Here is a 19,487-nt window from a genome sequence, read left to right as displayed (position 1 = left end):
GGCTATTTTTCATCATGCTGTTGAACCCTACTCCATACCCAACTCTTTTAGCTTACGCGTCAGGGTATTACGTCCCCATCCCAGCAGGCGCGCAGCCTCCTGCTTGTGCCCCTGAGTATGGCGCAGGGCGGTCGTTAGCAGCGTGCGCTCCATTTCGGGTTGCGCTTCTGAGAGCAGGTTTTGATGACCGGATCGCAACGCCCGATCGGCCCACTGACCCAGCAGCGTAGCCCAGCTGTCAGGCTGCATCTGCGTTGGGCTATCAGGAATCGTGGTCTCAAACAGTTCGCTCGGCAGATCCTGCGTCAGCACCTCCTGGCCGGCGGCCATGACGGTGAGCCAGCGACAGGTGTTTTCCAGCTGACGGACGTTGCCTGGCCACGCCAGGCGGGTCAGCGCTGTCTCCGTTTCCGGATGCAGCTGTTTGGCTTCAACGCCGAGCTCGCGGGCGGCTATCTGCAGGAAATGGCGGGCCAGGCGTGGAATATCTTCCCGGCGCTCGCGCAGCGGCGGTAAATGCACCCGGATGACGTTCAGGCGGTGGAACAAATCTTCACGAAATTTCCCCTCCTGCACGCGCTGTTCCAGGTTCTGGTGGGTAGCGGCGATGATCCGCACATCGACCTTGACCGGCGCGTAACCGCCCACGCGATAAAACTGACCATCCGCCAGCACGCGCAGCAGACGAGTCTGGACATCAAGCGGCATATCGCCAATTTCATCCAGGAACAGCGTACCGCCGTCAGCCTGTTCAAAGCGACCCTGACGGACGGTATTGGCGCCGGTAAAGGCTCCTTTTTCATGGCCGAACAGCTCGGACTCAATCAGGTCCTTGGGGATCGCCGCCATATTCAGCGCGATAAACGGCGCTTTTGAGCGTGGACTATGGCGATGCAGGGCATGTGCGACAAGCTCTTTACCGGTACCGGATTCGCCATTGATCAGCACGCTGATGGATGAGCGCGACAGGCGGCCAATAATGCGAAAGACATCCTGCATAGCTGGCGCTTCGCCGATGATGTCGGCGGTTGGGCTACTTATCGGCGCATTTCGCGGCTGCTGCTGCTCTTGATAGTGGCTTATCGCCCGGTCGACGAGGGCGACGGCTTCATCGATATCAAAAGGTTTGGGCAAATAATCAAACGCGCCCTGCTGATAAGCGCTGACCGCGGCGTCCAGATCGGAATGCGCGGTCATTATGATGACCGGAAGCATTGGATGGCGCTGCTTAATCTGTTTGAGCAGCGCCAGACCATCCATTCCCGGCATACGGATATCTGACAGCAGTACATCCGGGGTTTTGGTGGTGAGGGCATCTAGCACCTCATTGCCGCTTTCGAACGTTGTGCAGCTCAAGCCGGCTCCGGTGAGCGCGCGTTCAAGCACCCAGCGGATGGAGCTATCGTCATCAACGATCCAGGCTATCCCTCGTTGCATAAACACCTCTACTTCCGAATAGGCAGGTATACCGAAAATTCGGTATGACCCGGCCAGCTGGTGAATTCAATTTTGCCGGAGTGCTGATCGATAAGGCTACGGGCGATAGATAAGCCCAGGCCGGTACCGCCTTCGCGGCCGCTGACCATCGGATAGAACAGCGTATCCTGGAGATGGGGCGGAATACCCGGGCCATTATCTTCAACGTCGATGCGGGCGGCGAGGCGATAACGCACCCCGTGCAGCGTCAGCTGGAAAGCGGTGCGGGTGCGAAGAATAATTTCGCCCCCTTCCGGCCCCAGAGCCTGCAGCGCATTACGGACGATGTTCAGCAACACCTGTTCAATTTGATCCGGGTCGTGGGGTAGCTCTGGTAGGCTGGGGTCGTAATCGCGGATCAACTTCACGTTGTCCGGCAACTCCATGGAAACCAGTTTAACTACCCGTTCGGCGACTTTGTGGATGCTTTCGGTAACGTGCATGCCCGGATGCTGTGGTCCGAGCAGGCGGTCGACCAGATTTCTTAACCGGTCGGCCTGCTCAATGATCACTTTGGTATATTCCGTTAGCGCCGGGTCGGGCAGCGCTTTGCTGAGCAGCTGGGCCGCGCCGCGCAGGCCGCCTAACGGGTTTTTTATCTCATGCGCCAGGCCGCGGACGAGGTCGCGAGCGGCGACCTGCTGCGCATGCTGCAGCTGCTCCTGGCTCAGGCGGCGCTGATTATCCATCGGCGCCATTTCCAGCAGAATAAAGCCTTCCGGCAGCCGCTGGGCGGTCAACGACAGGATGTGCGAACGGCCATCGATAACCAGCGTCACTTCGTTATCGGTAAACCCCTGGCCCGCCTGCAGGCTCTCCTGCATCAGCCCGATATTCAACGAAAAATAGCTCAACAGCTCAGGTAATGGGGTGCCAAACAGCTTGCGCGAGCTCTGCGCCAGCAGCTGCTGCGCCGCAGGGTTGGCAAAGTGCACCGCCAGGTCATCATCGACCAGTAAAATACTGTTGATAAGGGAGTTAAGGATCTGCCCAGCATCGGGCAGTGTGCCTGTTGCCATTCGACAGTCTCCTGAAAATGAATGCACCAATTTAGTGCAGTATAGCTTTTTATCGGTAAAAAGCTCGCGAGATCAGCGTGTTGGTGGAGAAAAAAGCCCATCCTGAGATGGGCTGAAAGTTTCCACGGCAACAAAATATCCCGGGCATCTCGCGCCACAACACGACATACCCTGGATTTACAGCAAAATTAGACGCTGTAGTACAGTTCGAACTCAACCGGATGCGGAGTCATGCGTACGCGGTCGTTCTCTTCCATACGCAGGGCGATGTAGGCATCGATAGCGTCATTGGTGAACACGCCGCCAGCGGTCAGGAACTCGCGGTCAGCATCCAGGGCCTGCAGGGCTTCTTCCAGAGAACCGGCAACCTGCGGGATCTCTTTCGCTTCTTCCGGCGGCAGGTCATACAGGTTTTTATCCATTGCTTCGCCCGGATGGATTTTGTTCTTGATACCATCAAGGCCAGCCATCAGCAGCGCCGCAAAGCACAGGTACGGGTTGGCAGCCGGGTCCGGGAAGCGCACTTCGATACGACGCGCTTTCGGAGAGGTCACCACCGGAATACGGATAGAGGCAGAGCGGTTACGGGCAGAGTAAGCCAGCATAACCGGCGCTTCGTAACCCGGGACCAGACGCTTGTAGGAGTTGGTGGTCGGGTTCGCCAGGGCGTTGATGGCTTTAGCGTGTTTGATTACGCCGCCGATGTAGAACAGCGCCTGCTCAGACAGACCGGCGTATTTGTCGCCGGAGAACAGGTTGGTACCGTTTTTCGCCAGAGACATATGGCAGTGCATGCCGGAGCCGTTGTCGCCGAACATCGGTTTCGGCATAAAGGTCGCGGTTTTACCAAAGCGGTGAGCGACGTTGTGAACAACGTATTTGTAAATCTGAATTTCATCCGCTTTTTTGGTCATGGTATTGAAGCGGGTTGCCACTTCGTTCTGACCTGCGGTTGCTACTTCATGGTGATGGGCTTCAACAACCAGACCCATCTCTTCCATGATCATACACATGGTGGAACGGATGTCCTGAGAAGAGTCTACTGGCGGAACCGGGAAGTAACCCCCTTTCACGCCCGGACGGTGACCTTTGTTACCGCCTTCGTATTTGGTGGAGGAGTTCCACGCACCTTCAATGTCATCGATCGCGACATGGGAGCCGGAGATAGAGGCGCCAAAACGGATGTCGTCGAACAGGAAGAATTCTGGTTCTGGCCCGAACAGGACGGTATCAGCGATGCCGGTGGCGCGCAGGTACTCTTCAGCGCGTTTCGCGATGGAGCGCGGGTCACGGTCATAGCCCTGCAGGGTGCCTGGCTCGAGGATATCGCAGCGGATGATCAGGGTCGGTTCTTCGTAGAACGGGTCAATGACCGCGGTGGACGCGTCCGGCATCAGGACCATGTCAGATTCGTTGATACCTTTCCAGCCACCAATCGAGGAGCCATCAAACATTTTGCCTTCTTCGAAGAATTCGGCATTTACCTGATGAGACGGAATCGTGACGTGCTGTTCTTTACCTTTGGTATCGGTGAAGCGCAGATCGACAAACTTCACTTCGTGCTCGTTCAGCATCGTCAAAACGTGTTCAGCGGACATACTTAAACTCTCCCGGATTGGTCATTGTCGTCGTGGTAACGAAAACTTCATACTGCTTAAAAGTGGCGTTGTTGCCTTAAAAAATATAAAGCGAAATCTGTGCCAACTTTTAAATGCCCCATAAAACGCTGTATCATGCGCACCATAGTGCAAAAGGACTGCACCATGATGGAGATAATGCACCAAAATAGTGCTTCAGTGTGAACATTGAGCACCATTTTGGTGCAATTTTTGTTACGGTGCCCTTTTATCGCTCCGTGAAAGCGGTCACAAAGAAACTCTGCAATACTTGTTTGCGGAGGATGTTTGTGATCCTGTTCAGTCCTTCGCTTAATACGTGTACAATAACGCGCTATTTCTAATGCCTGAGGCAAAGTTGTGATCGAAAATCTGCGTAATATCGCCATCATCGCGCACGTTGACCATGGTAAAACTACCCTGGTTGACAAGCTGCTACAGCAATCCGGTACGTTCGACGCACGTACTGAAGCACAAGAACGTGTGATGGACTCCAACGATTTGGAGAAAGAGCGTGGGATTACCATCCTCGCGAAAAACACCGCAATCAAATGGAATGATTACCGTATCAACATCGTTGATACCCCAGGGCACGCCGACTTCGGAGGTGAAGTTGAGCGTGTTATGTCCATGGTTGACTCTGTGCTGCTGGTGGTAGATGCCTTTGATGGCCCGATGCCGCAAACGCGCTTCGTGACCAAAAAAGCTTTTGCCCACGGTCTGAAGCCGATCGTGGTCATCAACAAAGTTGACCGCCCGGGCGCGCGTCCGGACTGGGTTGTCGATCAGGTGTTCGACCTGTTCGTTAACCTCGATGCGACCGACGAACAGCTGGACTTCCCGATCGTTTACGCGTCCGCGCTGAACGGTATCGCGGGTCTGGATCACGAAGACATGGCTGACGACATGACCCCGCTGTACCAGGCGATTGTCGATCGCGTGCCGGCGCCGGACGTTGATCTTGACGGTCCGCTGCAGATGCAGATCTCCCAGCTGGACTACAACAACTACGTTGGTGTTATCGGCATCGGCCGCATCAAGCGCGGTAAAGTGAAGCCGAACCAGCAGGTCACTATCATCGATAGCGAAGGCAAAACCCGTAACGGTAAAGTCGGTAAAGTGCTGACTCACCTGGGTCTGGAGCGAATTGAGAGCGACGTAGCTGAAGCTGGCGACATTATCGCGATCACCGGTCTGGGCGAGCTGAACATCTCCGACACCATCTGCGACCCGCAGAATGTCGAAGCGCTGCCGGCCCTGTCCGTTGATGAGCCGACCGTTTCCATGTTCTTCAACGTCAACACCTCTCCGTTCTGCGGTAAAGAAGGTAAGTTCGTTACCTCTCGCCAGATCCTGGACCGTCTGAATAAAGAGCTGGTGCACAACGTGGCGCTGCGCGTTGAAGAAACCGAAGACGCTGATGCGTTCCGCGTTTCCGGCCGTGGTGAACTGCACCTGTCCGTTCTGATTGAAAACATGCGTCGTGAAGGTTTCGAGATGGCGGTTTCCCGTCCGAAAGTTATCTTCCGTGAAATCGACGGCCGTAAACAAGAGCCGTTCGAGAACGTGACGCTGGACGTCGAAGAGCAGCATCAGGGTTCTGTCATGCAGGCGCTGGGCGAGCGTAAAGGCGACCTGAAAAACATGAATCCGGACGGTAAAGGCCGCGTACGTCTCGACTACGTGATCCCAAGCCGCGGTCTGATCGGCTTCCGTTCAGAGTTCATGACCATGACCTCCGGTACCGGTCTGCTTTACTCCACCTTCAGCCACTACGACGACGTTCGTCCGGGCGAAGTGGGCCAGCGTAACAACGGCGTACTGATCTCCAACGGTCAGGGTAAAGCGGTAGCGTTCGCGCTGTTCGGTCTGCAGGATCGCGGTAAGCTATTCCTCGGCCACGGCGCTGAAGTTTACGAAGGCCAGATCATCGGTATTCACAGCCGTTCCAACGACCTGACGGTAAACTGCCTGACCGGTAAGAAACTGACCAACATGCGTGCGTCTGGTACTGACGAAGCCACGGTTCTGGTTCCGCCGGTTAAGATGACCCTGGAGCAGGCTCTGGAGTTCATCGATGACGACGAACTGGTAGAAGTTACTCCGACCTCTATCCGTATCCGTAAACGTCACCTGACCGAGAACGACCGTAAACGCGCGATGCGCGGTGCAAAAGAAGAGTAATTTTTTCTTCTTGTTGTTCGCTAAACCCCGCCTCTCCGGCGGGGTTTCTTTTTTTCATTCCTGCATCACACGCCAATAGTCAAATCCAGCCTTTCCCGCTAAAGTTAATTTTCCACGGCGCGGAAGGAGACAAAAATGCTCTATATCTTTGATTTAGGTAATGTGATTGTCGACATTGACTTCAACCGGGTATTGGGAGCCTGGAGCGATTTAACCCGCATCCCGCTGGCGACGCTGAAGCAGCATTTCACCATGGGTGAGGCTTTCCATCAGCATGAGCGCGGCGAGCTCAGCGATGAAGACTTTGCCGCCGCCATGTGCCATGAAATGAATATGCCCCTCAGCTATGAACAGTTTGCTCACGGCTGGCAGGCGGTGTTTGTCGCGCTGCGCCCGGAGGTGATTACCATCATGCATAAACTTCGTGCCCAGGGGCATCGGGTGGTGGTGCTCTCCAATACCAATCGTCTGCACACCACGTTCTGGCCCGATGAATACCCGGAAGTGCGCGCGGCCGCCGATCGCATTTATCTGTCGCAGGAGATGGGATTGCGTAAGCCTGAAGCGCAAATTTATCTGCGAGTACTGGAAGAAGAGGGGTTTTCCGCCGCGGATACGGTCTTTTTTGATGATAACGTCGATAATATAGCAGGGGCCAACCGGTTGGGGATCACCAGTATCCTGGTGACTGGTAAGGAGACCATCCCTGACTATTTCGCGAAACAGCTATGCTAAAAACCGTTCATCAAAAATTACTCCACCATACCCGGCCGCTGCTGGCGTGGCTAAAGCTGCTGTGGCGGCGCATTGATGAAGATCATATGACCACCCTGGCGGGGAACCTCGCCTATGTGTCATTACTGTCCCTGGTGCCGCTGATTGCCGTCGTGTTCGCGCTGTTTGCGGCCTTTCCTATGTTCTCCGAAGTCAGCGTGCAGATCCGTCATTTTATCTTCGCCAATTTTATTCCGGCGACCGGGGATGTAATCCAGGGATATATCGAGCAGTTCGTGGCCAACTCCAGCCGCATGACCGCCGTAGGCGCCTTTGGCCTGATCGTCACCTCGCTGCTGCTGATGTACTCGATCGACAGCGCGCTAAACACCATCTGGCGCAGCACGCGCAGCCGCCCCAAAGTTTATTCCTTTGCCGTTTACTGGATGATCCTGACCCTCGGCCCGCTGCTGGCGGGCGCCAGCCTGGCGATCAGTTCCTATCTGCTGTCGCTGCGCTGGGCAAGCGACCTGGACGGCGTAATTGATAATCTGCTCCGCCTATTTCCGCTGATCCTCTCCTGGGCAGCGTTCTGGCTGCTCTATAGTATTGTACCAACTACCCAGGTACGTAACCGCGACGCGGTGATCGGGGCGCTGGTGGCGGCGCTGCTGTTTGAGGCAGGTAAAAAGGCGTTTGCCCTCTATATCACCACCTTTCCGTCCTATCAGCTAATTTATGGCGTGATTTCGGTGGTGCCGATTTTGTTCGTCTGGGTGTACTGGACCTGGTGTATCGTCTTGCTTGGCGCTGAAATTACTGTCACTCTCGGTGAATACCGCAAACTTAAAACAGAAGAAACAGAACAACCATGATTGCATTAATTCAACGCGTATCCCGTGCAAGCGTTACCGTGGCGGACGAGGTGACGGGCGAAATTGGCCCGGGGCTTCTGGTGCTGCTGGGCGTCGAGAAAGACGATGATGAACAAAAGGCGAATCGCCTTTGTGAACGCGTGCTGGGCTACCGCATCTTCAGCGATGCGGAAGGGAAAATGAACCTGAATGTCCAGCAGGCGGGCGGCAGCGTGCTGGTGGTTTCGCAATTTACGCTGGCGGCCGATACCGAGCGGGGGATGCGACCGAGCTTCTCGAAAGGCGCTGCCCCTGACCGCGCTGAGGCGCTGTATGAGTATTTCGTCGCCCGCTGTCGCCAGCAGGAAATGCACACCCAGACCGGAAGATTCGCTGCGGATATGCAGGTTTCTTTGGTCAATGATGGTCCCGTGACCTTTTGGTTGCAGGTATGACCCAGCTTCCGGGCAGGCTGCGGGTAACAAAAGAGAGTACGACTATGTATCACCTTCGTGTACCGCAAACAGCAGAAGAGTTAGAGAGCTACTACCAGTTCCGCTGGGAGATGCTGCGTAAGCCGCTGCATCAGCCTAAGGGATCGGAACGTGACGCCTGGGATGCGATGGCGCATCATCAGATGGTAGTGGATGAAGAGGGCAACCTGGTTGCCGTCGGCCGGCTATATATCAATGCGGAGAATGAAGCCTCCATCCGCTTTATGGCTGTGCATCCCTCGGTGCAGGATAAAGGGCTGGGTACGCTGATGGCGATGACCCTGGAGTCCGTCGCGCGTCAGGAAGGGGTTAAGCGGGTTACCTGCAGCGCGCGCGAAGATGCGGTGGAATTTTTCGCCAAGCTCGGATTTGTCAATCAGGGTGAGATCACCACCCCGACCACCACGCCGATCCGTCATTTTCTAATGATCAAACCGGTCGCGTCGCTGGACGATATTTTGCACCGCGGCGACTGGTGCGCACAGCTCCAGCAGGCGTGGTATCAGCATATTCCGCTGAGTGAAAAAATGGGCGTACGTATTCAGCAGTACACCGGGCAGAAATTTATTACCACCATGCCGGAGGCGGGGAACCAGAATCCGCACCATACGCTGTTCGCCGGCAGCCTGTTTTCGCTCGCTACCTTAACCGGATGGGGGCTTATCTGGCTGATGCTGCGCGAGCGGCACCTGGGAGGCACCATTATTCTGGCGGATGCGCATATCCGCTACAGCCAGCCTATTAGCGGCCGCCCCAGCGCCATCGCCGACCTCGGTTCTCTGAGCGGCGATCTCGACCGACTGGCGCGCGGGCGTAAAGCCCGCGTGCAAATGCAGGTGGAGCTTTTTGGCGACGATAAACAGGGCGCCGTTTTCGAGGGGATCTACATCGTGCTGCCGGCGAAGCCCTTTGGCTCGTACGAAGAGGGCGGCAACGAGGAAGAGTAAGCGCCTGCGGCAGTTATCGTCCTGGCGATGCCACACGCCAGGCGATATCCCGCATGGCATCACGCGCGGCGTTGCTGACGCCTCCCAGCTGAAAGAAGCCGTGGATCACCCCCAGATAGCGCTGACAGGAACTCTCCACCCCTTGCTCCGTCAGCCTTCGGTACAGCACTTCGCCCTCATCACGTAAAGGATCGAACTCCGCCGTCAGGATGTGGACCGGTGGCAGACCGTGAAAATCTTCGCGCCACAGCGGACTGGCATCCGGATGGGTAGCGGGTGTGGCCGCTAAATACATTTCGTAGCCGCTAAGCAGCGTGTCCCGGGTAATGATGTAATCCTCGCCGTTGCTGGCGTAGCTTGCCATGCTGGCGGTAGCGTCGAGCATCGGGTAAATCAGGATAAGCTGTGCAGGCTGCCATGTTCCCGCCGCTTTCAGGCGCAGAGCCGTGACCAGGGCGAGATGCCCGCCGGCGCTGTCGCCGGCCAGGGTGATGCGCGAAGCATCCACGCCAAGCTGTTTTGCGTGCTGGTGAATAATCGTGGCACCTCGTTCTGCATCATCGTGCGCCGCCGGAAAAGGGTACTCCGGGGCCAGACGATACTGCACGGCGATCACCCGGCACCCACTGAACCAGGCAAGCTGGCGCAATTGATTGTCATGGGTGGCAAAGCCGCCGCTGACAAAACAGCCGCCGTGGTAGTAGATAAGCGTGGGTAGCAGGCCGTCGGCAGTGGGCGGTGAAACGACGCGGAAGTGCATACCCTCCAGGGTGATATCCTCCACCCGCACTCGCGTTTCCGTCTCCCCGGCGAGTACCGCACTGGCGATATAGCCGGCCCTCCGATCATCAATATGCTGATCGCGTGATGACGGACGACCTGCCGCAATAAATGCCTCAACCAGCGAAGCAATCCCTTTTTCCAGCGCCATATGAAGTTCCTTATACTGTTTTAATATCCAGTGTTATAGCCTGGATTATGGCGAAAAGACAGGCCTGTTGAGGTCGCCTGTGCATTATGGAAAGCGGCTCGCAAAAAAGAGTTTACCTGACAAAATCCTGTTTGTTTCCGATTCCAAAAGCTCTAGATTGCTCATAACTTCATCACTGGTGATATACTTGAGGTATATATGAGCATGATGGCTGAAAGGGATATGGGCAGAATTCTTCTCGATTTATCAGACGATGTCATTCAACGTCTCGATGACCTCAAAGTGCAGCGTAACATTCCGCGAGCGGAACTGTTACGTGAAGCGGTTGAACAATATCTGGAGAAACAAGATCGAGCTAAAGATACCATCTCCAGTGCGCTGGGTCTGTGGCAAGACTGCGAAGAAGACGGCATGGAATATCAACGTCAGCTACGCAAGGAGTGGTAATGACCTCCGGATCTGCGCTTTTTGATACCAATATTCTTATTGATTTATTTAGCGGGCGTCGCGAAGCCAAACAGGCGCTGGAGGCCTGGCCACCGCAGAATGCGATCAGTCTGATTACCTGGATGGAGGTGATGGTTGGCGCTAAAAAATATCACCAGGAGCAGCGCACGCGAATGGCGCTGAGCACCTTTAATATCATTAACATCTCACAGGATATTGCAGAGCGAAGCGTTGCGCTGCGGCAGGAGTATAAGCTTAAGCTGCCGGATGCCATCATTCTGGCGACGGCGCAACTCCATCGTCTGGAACTAATTACGCGGAATACGAAGGATTTTGCCGGTATTCCTGGCGTAGTCACGCCGTACGAAATCCACCCTGAATAATTCGAGTGGCAGGAGGACGACAAGTGAGCGACAGACTCGTCTGAAACGAATATCTCCAGCCAAAGGTTGGCCTCTGATAACGGTCAGTGACGCGTGTGAATAATCCCTGCGCACGTTCGTGTCACAAGAAGGAAAACGGGCGACAAGAGCCGCCCGAAATCATACTGCAGAACTTACTCCCCTTCGCCGGGGAACATGAACGGGTTAATTGAGCTTCTGGCGAAGCCCTCCTGTTCCATGCGGGCGTCGAGCACCAGGGAGGCCAAATCGTCGGCGACGGCTTCGACTTTCGGATCCTTCTCCTGATACATAATCTTCAGGTAGGTTCCGCAGTCGCCGCAGCTTTCGGCTTTCACCGCCGCCTGCTCGTTGTCCAGTGACCAGTAGTGCAGGTCGCGGCTCTGCTCGCAGTTGCTGCACTTGACGCGTACTACGTGCCACTCAGTTTCGCACAGGTTGCAGTGCAGATAGCGCAGCCCCTGAGTGGTGCCGATTTGCACGATGCTGGAGACCGGCATCGAGCCGCACACCGGGCAGAACTGGCGCTGTTCGCCGTATTCGGCGCGCGCTTTTCCTGGGATCAGACTGGCCATCTGCGCCCAGTAGAGCGACAGCGCAGCCCAGATGAACGGCGCTTTGTCGCTACTGACGGAGGCGAAATCGGAAACAAACAGCGCGCTGGCCATCTGCTCCAGCTCCTGCTCAGAGGCTTTTTCCAGATTCTCAATGACCGCCAGCGCCGGGCCGCTCATTTCCGGCTTCAGCTCGGCAATCAGCGAGTGCAACAGCTTGTGCCAGTGCTTGTCGCGCGGCAGGACGTGGATATCCAGCGGCGGCTTGCCCTGTTCGCTGGCCGCTTTAATGCGGGCGGTGAGATCCATCTGCAGCGGATGGTCGTACAGCACTACTTCCTGGGCATGGGCAATCAGCGCGGCAAAGCGCAGGTAATCGCCTAGCGGGTTATTAGCGGCCAGCTCGCGCAAGCGTTCAGCGCGGCGGTTATACAGATTTTTCAGCCTGGGGAACAGTAACGGCGGAATTGCTTCCGCCGTGCGTTTCTCGCTCGAACCCAGCTCGTCTTGCGGGATTATGCGAATACTCATTCAGATGACTTTTCCTGTTTCTGGCGGACCTCTCGGTACCAGCGCGGGTGATGTTTCTTCGCCCACGTTTTGGTAACCCAGCCTTCCACCATCGCGGTAATGGTGCCTTTCACCCAGAGGGCGGCGTAGATATGCACCATGATAACCACAATTAACGCCACTGCGGCAAATGAATGCAGCATCAGCGCAAATCGGATCACCGGGATTGAGAAAGCCGGCGCAAAATACGGACGCCAGATGATCACACCGCTCACCAGCAGCAGTACCAGGAAGATAATCGCCGCCCAGAATACGCATTTCTGGCCGAAGTTATAGCGCCCGGTATCGCCCACCTCCTCGTTGACGACGATCTTACGAATATTCTTCGCCCAAAAGATATCATCCCGATTGATTAGGTTGTGATGCCAGTAACGGAAAAACATGATGATAAACGACGCGAACATCACCACCCCGACGAACGGGTGGAGAATTCGCGCCAGCTGCGGCGTGCCGAGGATATGCATCAGCCAGTTAAAGGACGGGAAGAAAAAGCCTAACCCGCTCACCGCCGCCAGGACGAAGCAGAAGGCGGTGACCCAGTGGTTGATGCGTTCCGGCGCCGTGTAGCGCACGATGGTGTCACGTCTTTTCATTTGCGCACCTCGTCTTTCTCTTCATGCAGATTGTCCTCTTCCTCTTCCGCGCGGTTCGGACCGACGCCGACGTAGTGGAAGATACTGGCTGCGAAGGTCGCGGCGAAGCCGACGGCCGCCAGCGGTTTCCAGATGCCTTTCCAGAACTTGACGGTCTGGCTGATCTCCGGGTTTTCCGGCAGGCCGTGGTACAGATTCGGCTTGTCGGCATGGTGCAGCACGTACATGACGTGGGTGCCACCGACGCCGGCCGGATCGTACAGGCCCGCATTGTCATAACCGCGGGTTTTCAGCTCAGCCACGCGTTCGCCGGCCAGCGTTTTCATATCCTCTTTGGAGCCAAAGTGGATTGCGCCGGTCGGACAGGTTTTCACGCAGGCAGGCTCCTGGCCGACGGTCACGCGGTCTACGCACAGGGTACATTTGTAGACGCGGTTGTCTTCCGGGTTCAGACGCGGTACATCGAACGGACAGCCGGCGATACAGTAGCCGCAGCCGATGCACTGCTCGGACTGGAAGTCGACAATGCCGTTGGCGTACTGAATGATCGCGCCTTCTGACGGGCAGGCCTTCAGGCAGCCCGGGTCCGCGCAGTGCATGCAGCCATCCTTGCGGATGAGCCATTCCAGCTTGTCGTTTTGTTCCACCTCCGAGAAGCGCATGACCGTCCATGACTTGGCGGTCAGGTCCGCCGGGTTGTCATACACCCCGACATTGTGACCGACTTCATCACGAATATCGTTCCATTCGGAGCAGGCCACCTGACAGGCTTTACAGCCGATACAGGTGGTGACGTCGATAAGCTTCGCCACCTCCTGCTGGTGGTCCCGCGCCTGAGGCGCGGGGGTGAAACCGTTAGTCGCGGAACGACGAATAATATCTTGCGATTGGTAAGCCATAAGTCGTCTCCGTTACACCTTTTCCACGTTCACAAGGAAAGCTTTGAACTCCGGCGTCTGCGTATTCGCATCACCGACGAACGGCGTCAGGGTATTGGCAATAAAGCCTTTTTTCGCCACGCCCTCATAGCCCCAGTGAATAGGAATGCCGATGGTATCGATATCCTTACCGTCAACTTTCAGCGTGCGAATACGTTTGGTCACCACCGCCTTGGCTTTGATATAGCCGCGGTTGGAGGAAACTTTCACGGTATCGCCGTGGCCGATGCCGAGCTTATTCGCCAGTTTTTCCCCGATCTCCACGAACTGTTCCGGCTGGGCGATGGCGTTAAGTAGCGCATGCTTGGTCCAGTAGTGGAAGTGCTCGGTTAGACGGTAAGTGGTGCCGACGTACGGGAACTTCTCGGCCTTACCCATCTGCTCGAGATCGCCTTTGAAGACGCGAGCGGCCGGGTTAGAGACCACGTTCGGGTGCAGCGGGTTGGTTCCGAGCGGCGTTTCAAACGGCTCGTAGTGTTCCGGGAAAGGTCCTTCCGCCATCTTGTCGATAGCGAACAGACGGCCCATCCCTTCCGGCTGCATGATAAACGGACCGACGTCGCTGCCAGGCGCGGCGGCGCTGTAGTCCGGAATATCCACGCCGCCCCATTTGGCGCCGTCCCATTTCAGCAACTGACGCTTCGGATCCCACGGTTTACCCTGCGGGTCCGCGGAGGCGCGGTTATACAGGATGCGGCGGTTGAGCGGCCAGGCCCAGGCCCAGCCCAGGGTATTGCCGAGACCGGATGGATCGGCGTTATCGCGGCGCGCCATCTGGTTACCTTCCGGCGTCCAGCTCCCGGCGAAGATCCAGCAGCCGCTGGAGGTGGTGCCATCATCTCGCAGCTGCGCAAAGGAGCTCAGCTGTTGGCCTTTCTTGACGATCACCGCGCCGGTTGCCGGGTCGGTGATATCCGCCAGCGCTTTACCGTTGCTTTCCATCGCCACTTCTTCCGATGCCGGCTCGTGTGGCGTGGAGTAGTTCCACGTCATGTTGAGCACCGGCTCCGGCGCCGGGCCACCCTCTTCGGCATACATCTTACGCAGGCGAGTGAAGATACCGGCGAGAATTTCACCATCGGTGACGGCGATCCCCGGGGCGTCCGCGCCTTTCCAGTGCCACTGCAGCCAGCGGCCGGAGTTGACGATAGACCCATTCTCTTCGGCGAAGCAGGTGGAGGGCAGACGGAACACTTCGGTCTGGATTTTCGCCGGATCGACATCGTTCGACTCACCATGGTTTTGCCAGAAGGTGGACGTTTCGGTATTGAGCGGGTCGATAGTCACGAGGAACTTCAGCTTCGACAGGGAAGCGACGACCTTGTTTTTGTTCGGGAACGAGGCGACCGGGTTAAAGCCCTGGCAAATATAGCCATTCACTTTGCCCTGATTCATCATCTCGAAGTACTGCAGAACGTCGTAGCTCTTATCCCACTTCGGCAGCCAGTCATAGCCCCAGCTGTTTTCCGCGGTGGCTTTGTCGCCGAAGAAGGCTTTCATCATGGAGACGAAGAACTTCGGATAGTTGCCCCAGTAGTTGACCTGGTCTTTCAGCAGCGGCTTCGGCGTGTTAGCCGTCAGGTAGGTCTGCAGGTCGGCCTGTTTTTCGTTCGGCAGCGACATGTAGCCTGGCAGGCTGGTGGAGAGCAGGCCGAGGTCGGTCAGACCCTGGATATTGGAGTGGCCGCGCAGGGCGTTGACGCCGCCGCCCGCCATCCCCATGTTGCCGAGCAGCAGCTGGATCATCGCCATGGTGCGGATATTCTGCGCACCGATGGAGTGCTGGGTCCAGCCGAGAGCGTACAGGAACGATGCGGTCTTATCCGGCGCGCTGGTTTCAGCAATGTATTCACAGACTTTGAGGAAGTCGGCCTTCGGCGTACCGCAGATGTTTTCGACCACATCCGGCGTATAGCGGGAAACGTGCTGTTTTAGCAGATTCCAGACGCAGCGTGGATGCTGCAGCGTGGTATCGCGTTTGGCGAAGCCGTTTTCATCCAGTTCATAGTTCCAGCTGGTTTTGTCATACTGGCGTTTTTCGGCATCGTAGCCGCTGAACAGACCATCATCAAAGCTGTAGTCCTCACGCACGATCAGGCTGGCGTTGGTATAGGCTTCGGTGTATTCGCGGTTGAATTTTTCGTTATTCAGCAGATACAGGATCACGCCCGACAGGAAGGTAATGTCGGTACCGGAACGAATCGGGGTATAGAAATCAGCCACCGACGCCGTACGCGTAAAGCGCGGATCGATAACGATGAGCTTGGCGCCGTTATGAATTTTGGCTTCCATCGCCCAGCGGAACCCCACCGGATGCGCTTCTGCGGCGTTACCGCCCATCACTACGACCAGGTTGGCGTTTTTAATATCAACCCAGTGGTTGGTCATCGCACCGCGACCAAATGTTGGAGCAAGACTTGCTACCGTTGGTCCGTGTCAGACACGCGCCTGGTTATCCACCGCCAGCATCCCGAGGGCGCGGGTGAATTTTTGCGTTAAATAGCCGGTTTCGTTACTGGAGGCGGAGGCGCACAGCATCCCGGTAGTCAACCAGCGGTTGACGGTGGTGCCGGCGTCGTTTTGCGCGATAAAGTTGGCGTCGCGGTCCTCTTTCATCAGCTTGGCGATGCGATCGAACGCTTCGTCCCAACTGATTTGCTGCCATTTATCGGAGCCTGGCGCGCGATATTCCGGGAATTTCAGGCGGCTTTCAGAATGGATAAAGTCCACCAGACCAGCCCCTTTCGGACAGAGCGCACCACGGTTGACCGGATGATCCGGATCGCCTTCGATATGGAAAATGGATGCTTTGGCGTTTTTCGCGCCGTCGCCGAGGCTATACATCAACAGCCCACAGCCGACAGAACAGTATGTGCAGGTGTTACGGGTTTCGCGCGTGCGCAGCAATTTGTACTGCCGTGTCTCCGCGAGCGCAGTTGCCGGGGCAAAGCCCAGCGCTGCTGCCGTGGTTCCCGCCATACCGCCAGCGCAGATCTTAAAGAACTGCCTTCTGCTGACCTGCATGGTTCGCTCCTTGTTTCGACATTGTCACATGTAGTTATTTGCTTTGCGGTGAAGGCCGCAAAGGTTCAGAATTAGGGCAAATTTCCCTCATTCCTGAAGGGATAAAAACAGAATACCACATTGTGTGTATGCCTGTTCCAATACGGTTAAAGCAAAGTGAACAAGAAGCCTCTCGAACAAATCAAAAATGTGACGAATGTCACAGGATATCGCCAGGTCTCCCTCTGGAAACGCGAGGATCTGCAACACCCTCAGCCAGATGAGTTAGCGGAAGAGGTGCCCGTCGCGCTGGTCTACAACGGTATCTCCCACGTGGTGATGATGGCCTCCCCGAAAGATCTGGAGCAATTCGCCGTCGGCTTCTCCTTATCCGAAGGGATTATCGAGCACCAGCGGGAGATTTTCGGCATGGACGTGGTAGCGGTGTGCAACGGCCTTGAGGTGCAGATTGAGCTCTCCAGCCGGCGTTTTATGGGCCTCAAAGCCCGGCGTCGCGCGCTGGCCGGGCGCACCGGCTGCGGCGTATGCGGCGTCGAGCAGCTCAATGATATTGGTAAGCCGGTCCAGCCGCTGCCGTTCACTCAGTCGTTCGATTTAGCCAATCTCGATCAGGCCCTGGCGCATCTTAACGACTTTCAACCGGTTGGCCGGCTCACCGGCTGTACTCACGCGGCCGCGTGGGTCCGGTTGACGGGCGAACTGGCGGGGGGGTTTGAAGACGTTGGCCGGCATGTCGCCCTGGATAAATTGCTGGGCCGGCGGGCGGAAGTCGGCGAGGGGTGGCAGCATGGCGCCGCGCTGGTCTCCAGCCGCGCCAGTTATGAAATGGTGCAGAAGGCGGCGATGTGCGGCGTCGAGATCCTGTTCGCGGTCTCGGCGGCCACCACCTTAGCAGTGGAAGTTGCCGAGCGCTGCAATCTGACGCTGGTGGGCTTTTGCAAGCCGGGCAGGGCGACAGTTTACACCCATCCGCAGCGTTTAATTGCGGGTTAAATATTGGTCAATAAATTTGAACAATGACAGCAATTCCTTCCGCTTTTTGTTTAGCGATGTGCGGGATACTATTTAACACATCAAGGCACAGCGCCTTATCTAAACAACTAAATGAAAGGGTTTATATCATGAAAAGCATCAAAACTTTTGTCGCAGTAATCGCTATGGCCGCCTCTTTCGCTTCCTTCGCTGCTGAAACCGTGACCGCAACCGCCTCCACAATGGACGGCGCGGAAGCGAAAATCGCCGCACAGGCGCAGGCTGCCGGCGCTTCGTCTTACAAAATCACCGAAGCGTTTACCGGCAACCGCGTGCATATGACTGCCGAACTGAACAAATAAGCGTATAGCAACTGTCGAAAGAGCGCCTCAGGGCGCTTTTTTTGTTTTTGTTTTCCGCTTCCCGTCTCTGCGAAATTTGCCAATATTTTCCTCTGCTACGAAAAAAATGTGGCACTAATCACGTTTCCGTTCTTTTCTTAAATCCTCCTTTTTATGGCAAAGGAAAGGTCAGCACGCCTGAATATCTCGATTTTTTAACGCCATGAAATTTAAAGAAATAAAAAACAGAAAGCGATGGAGATCACTCTCTTTAAATGGGATGTGTATCACAAAAATAGGCGTTTCGCCGTACCTGTCAACTATTCACTGCGGTAATTTAATACGCATTATGTGATCTTCATTGCAAATAGAAGGCTTGTACTCAGGGAAAAATGTTGTCAGGCAAATGAGCGAGGATGCGTCATGAAAATTGGCATCGTTATTAGCGGCGGGGATGTTTCTGGAATGAATAATTTTATATTCCAGATAGCCAGGCAGGCTAATGCCGATATCACGCTGTTTAATGGCGGTATTCCAGGGCTACTGGAGAAAAGTCATCAGGATATGGCGTGGCGCGATCTGGTTGATTATTCAATTACCGCGGTGCCGATCATTACCTCGGGGCGAACCAGTCGCAAACTGCAGCGCAGTGAATATGAAAGCATTGCAAAAAAACTTAAATCTCTGCGTATTGATGTGCTCATTATGGCCGGGGGGGATGGCAGCCTGCAGTTTCTGAATACCCTTAGTGAATTTGAGATTAATTGCTTTGGTGTGGGAATGACTATCGATAATGATGTGTATGGCAGTGATTATACGATTGGTTTTTCCACGGCCTGTGAGCAAATTATTAAAGAAGTCTCTCGTTTAAGAAATACCGGAAGAGCGCTGCCCGGTCGGGTTTTTATGGTTGAGATATTAGGAGGCTATTGTGGAGAACTAACGTTGCAGTCCGCCATTAAATGTAATGCGGATATTGCCCTGATCCCGGAGGCACAGATGCCGTTGGCCGTGCTCGCGGAACGGATTACCCGGAAGCTGAGTACGCAGAATAGCGTCGTTATCCTCTGCTCAGAAGGCTATACCAAAGAGTACTCTCCCGGCTTTCAGGGGGCGATTGATACCATGATTAAACAGCTGGAACCACAAATAGGTGTCCGTATCCGTAAAACGATCGTCGGCTATGGTTTACGCAGCGGTGATCCAACCTGCGAAGAGATTTATCAGGGCACTATTATGGCCAGTGAAGTGGTTCGCTGTATTCAGTCAGGTATGAAAAATAAAGCCATAATAATTAATTCCAGTAACAAACCTATTCCGATTGATTTAGTCAGTATGAAAAAACGTCTGGTCGATACTGAAGGACATCATTATAAACTTGCCAAGCAACTCAATATTATTTGAGGAGACCC

18 protein-coding genes are annotated in these 19,487 nt (G+C 55.4%); 10 read left to right on the top strand and 8 right to left on the bottom strand.

Annotated features, from left to right (window positions below; genetic code table 11):
• Positions 1-27: 27 nt before the first annotated feature.
• The 3 genes from glnG to glnA all read right to left on the bottom strand — a co-directional run bounded on the left by glnG (position 28) and on the right by glnA (position 4,093).
• Positions 28-1,437 (bottom strand): nitrogen regulation protein NR(I), encoded by a 1,410-nt coding sequence (glnG, locus tag KHQ26_RS15725; RefSeq protein WP_002882749.1) that lies wholly within the window; start codon positions 1,435-1,437, stop codon positions 28-30.
• A gap of 8 nt (positions 1,438-1,445) precedes the next feature.
• Complete coding sequence (gene glnL / locus KHQ26_RS15720) at positions 1,446-2,495, bottom strand: nitrogen regulation protein NR(II) (RefSeq protein ID WP_004146229.1); 1,050 nt, start codon at positions 2,493-2,495, stop codon at positions 1,446-1,448.
• Positions 2,496-2,683: 188 nt separating this feature from the next.
• Positions 2,684-4,093, bottom strand: coding sequence for a glutamate--ammonia ligase (gene glnA, locus KHQ26_RS15715; RefSeq protein ID WP_002882753.1), 1,410 nt, complete (start codon positions 4,091-4,093; stop codon positions 2,684-2,686).
• A 378-nt stretch (positions 4,094-4,471) separates the two neighbouring features.
• Here glnA and typA point away from each other — a divergent pair, with 378 nt between their 5' ends.
• From typA to fabY, 5 genes are all read left to right on the top strand, one after another.
• Positions 4,472-6,295 carry a ribosome-dependent GTPase TypA gene (gene typA, locus KHQ26_RS15710; protein ID WP_002882755.1) on the top strand — a complete coding sequence of 608 codons (1,824 nt, stop codon included), beginning with the start codon at positions 4,472-4,474 and terminating at the stop codon, positions 6,293-6,295.
• Positions 6,296-6,430: 135 nt separating this feature from the next.
• Positions 6,431-7,030 (top strand): glucose-1-phosphatase, encoded by a 600-nt coding sequence (gene yihX / locus KHQ26_RS15705; RefSeq protein WP_004151865.1) that lies wholly within the window; start codon positions 6,431-6,433, stop codon positions 7,028-7,030.
• Positions 7,024-7,884, top strand: coding sequence for a virulence factor BrkB family protein (locus tag KHQ26_RS15700; RefSeq protein ID WP_004146232.1), 861 nt, complete (start codon positions 7,024-7,026; stop codon positions 7,882-7,884). Before yihX ends, KHQ26_RS15700 begins: the two co-directional genes overlap by 7 nt.
• Positions 7,881-8,318 carry a D-aminoacyl-tRNA deacylase gene (dtd, locus tag KHQ26_RS15695; RefSeq protein ID WP_002882809.1) on the top strand — a complete coding sequence of 146 codons (438 nt, stop codon included), beginning with the start codon at positions 7,881-7,883 and terminating at the stop codon, positions 8,316-8,318. The genes KHQ26_RS15700 and dtd overlap by 4 nt, the downstream gene beginning before the upstream one ends.
• Before the next feature lie 44 nt (positions 8,319-8,362).
• Positions 8,363-9,304 carry a fatty acid biosynthesis protein FabY gene (gene fabY / locus KHQ26_RS15690; protein ID WP_004178031.1) on the top strand — a complete coding sequence of 314 codons (942 nt, stop codon included), beginning with the start codon at positions 8,363-8,365 and terminating at the stop codon, positions 9,302-9,304.
• Positions 9,305-9,317: 13 nt separating this feature from the next.
• Here fabY and KHQ26_RS15685 read toward each other — a convergent pair whose 3' ends face one another.
• Positions 9,318-10,235 (bottom strand): alpha/beta hydrolase, encoded by a 918-nt coding sequence (locus tag KHQ26_RS15685; RefSeq protein ID WP_004178029.1) that lies wholly within the window; start codon positions 10,233-10,235, stop codon positions 9,318-9,320.
• Positions 10,236-10,439: 204 nt separating this feature from the next.
• Here KHQ26_RS15685 and KHQ26_RS15680 point away from each other — a divergent pair, with 204 nt between their 5' ends.
• The gene (locus KHQ26_RS15680) at positions 10,440-10,682 is read left to right on the top strand and encodes a CopG family transcriptional regulator (protein ID WP_004150355.1); all 243 of its coding nucleotides are present in this window, start codon (positions 10,440-10,442) and stop codon (positions 10,680-10,682) included.
• Complete coding sequence (locus KHQ26_RS15675; protein ID WP_002882817.1) at positions 10,682-11,065, top strand: type II toxin-antitoxin system VapC family toxin; 384 nt, start codon at positions 10,682-10,684, stop codon at positions 11,063-11,065. Before KHQ26_RS15680 ends, KHQ26_RS15675 begins: the two co-directional genes overlap by 1 nt.
• A gap of 173 nt (positions 11,066-11,238) precedes the next feature.
• Here KHQ26_RS15675 and fdhE read toward each other — a convergent pair whose 3' ends face one another.
• From fdhE to fdnG, 4 genes are read right to left on the bottom strand one after another with little or no spacing between them, the layout of a single operon-like run.
• Positions 11,239-12,168: a formate dehydrogenase accessory protein FdhE gene (gene fdhE, locus KHQ26_RS15670; RefSeq protein ID WP_004150358.1), complete on the bottom strand. Its 930-nt coding sequence runs from the start codon at positions 12,166-12,168 to the stop codon at positions 11,239-11,241.
• Positions 12,165-12,800 carry a formate dehydrogenase cytochrome b556 subunit gene (gene fdoI, locus KHQ26_RS15665; RefSeq protein WP_002882818.1) on the bottom strand — a complete coding sequence of 212 codons (636 nt, stop codon included), beginning with the start codon at positions 12,798-12,800 and terminating at the stop codon, positions 12,165-12,167. Before fdoI ends, fdhE begins: the two co-directional genes overlap by 4 nt.
• Complete coding sequence (gene fdxH / locus KHQ26_RS15660; RefSeq protein ID WP_002882822.1) at positions 12,797-13,699, bottom strand: formate dehydrogenase subunit beta; 903 nt, start codon at positions 13,697-13,699, stop codon at positions 12,797-12,799. Before fdxH ends, fdoI begins: the two co-directional genes overlap by 4 nt.
• Before the next feature lie 12 nt (positions 13,700-13,711).
• Positions 13,712-16,762 (bottom strand): formate dehydrogenase-N subunit alpha, encoded by a 3,051-nt coding sequence (fdnG, locus tag KHQ26_RS15655; RefSeq protein ID WP_085955160.1) that lies wholly within the window; start codon positions 16,760-16,762, stop codon positions 13,712-13,714.
• 156 nt (positions 16,763-16,918) lie between these two features.
• Between fdnG and fdhD the strand changes: the two genes are divergently transcribed.
• The 3 genes from fdhD (at position 16,919) to KHQ26_RS15640 (ending at position 19,479) form a co-directional block, all read left to right on the top strand.
• Positions 16,919-17,755 carry a formate dehydrogenase accessory sulfurtransferase FdhD gene (gene fdhD, locus KHQ26_RS15650; RefSeq protein ID WP_020804537.1) on the top strand — a complete coding sequence of 279 codons (837 nt, stop codon included), beginning with the start codon at positions 16,919-16,921 and terminating at the stop codon, positions 17,753-17,755.
• Positions 17,756-17,883: 128 nt separating this feature from the next.
• Positions 17,884-18,096 carry a YdgH/BhsA/McbA-like domain containing protein gene (locus KHQ26_RS15645; RefSeq protein WP_002882830.1) on the top strand — a complete coding sequence of 71 codons (213 nt, stop codon included), beginning with the start codon at positions 17,884-17,886 and terminating at the stop codon, positions 18,094-18,096.
• A 402-nt stretch (positions 18,097-18,498) separates the two neighbouring features.
• A complete protein-coding gene (locus KHQ26_RS15640) occupies positions 18,499-19,479 on the top strand; it encodes a 6-phosphofructokinase (RefSeq protein ID WP_002882831.1) in 981 nt (326 codons plus the stop codon).
• Positions 19,480-19,487: the final 8 nt, after the last annotated feature.

The organism is Klebsiella sp. 10, from assembly GCF_018223925.1.
Classification (GTDB): domain Bacteria; phylum Pseudomonadota; class Gammaproteobacteria; order Enterobacterales; family Enterobacteriaceae; genus Klebsiella; species Klebsiella pneumoniae.
This window is presented reverse-complemented; position numbering and strand designations above follow the sequence as displayed.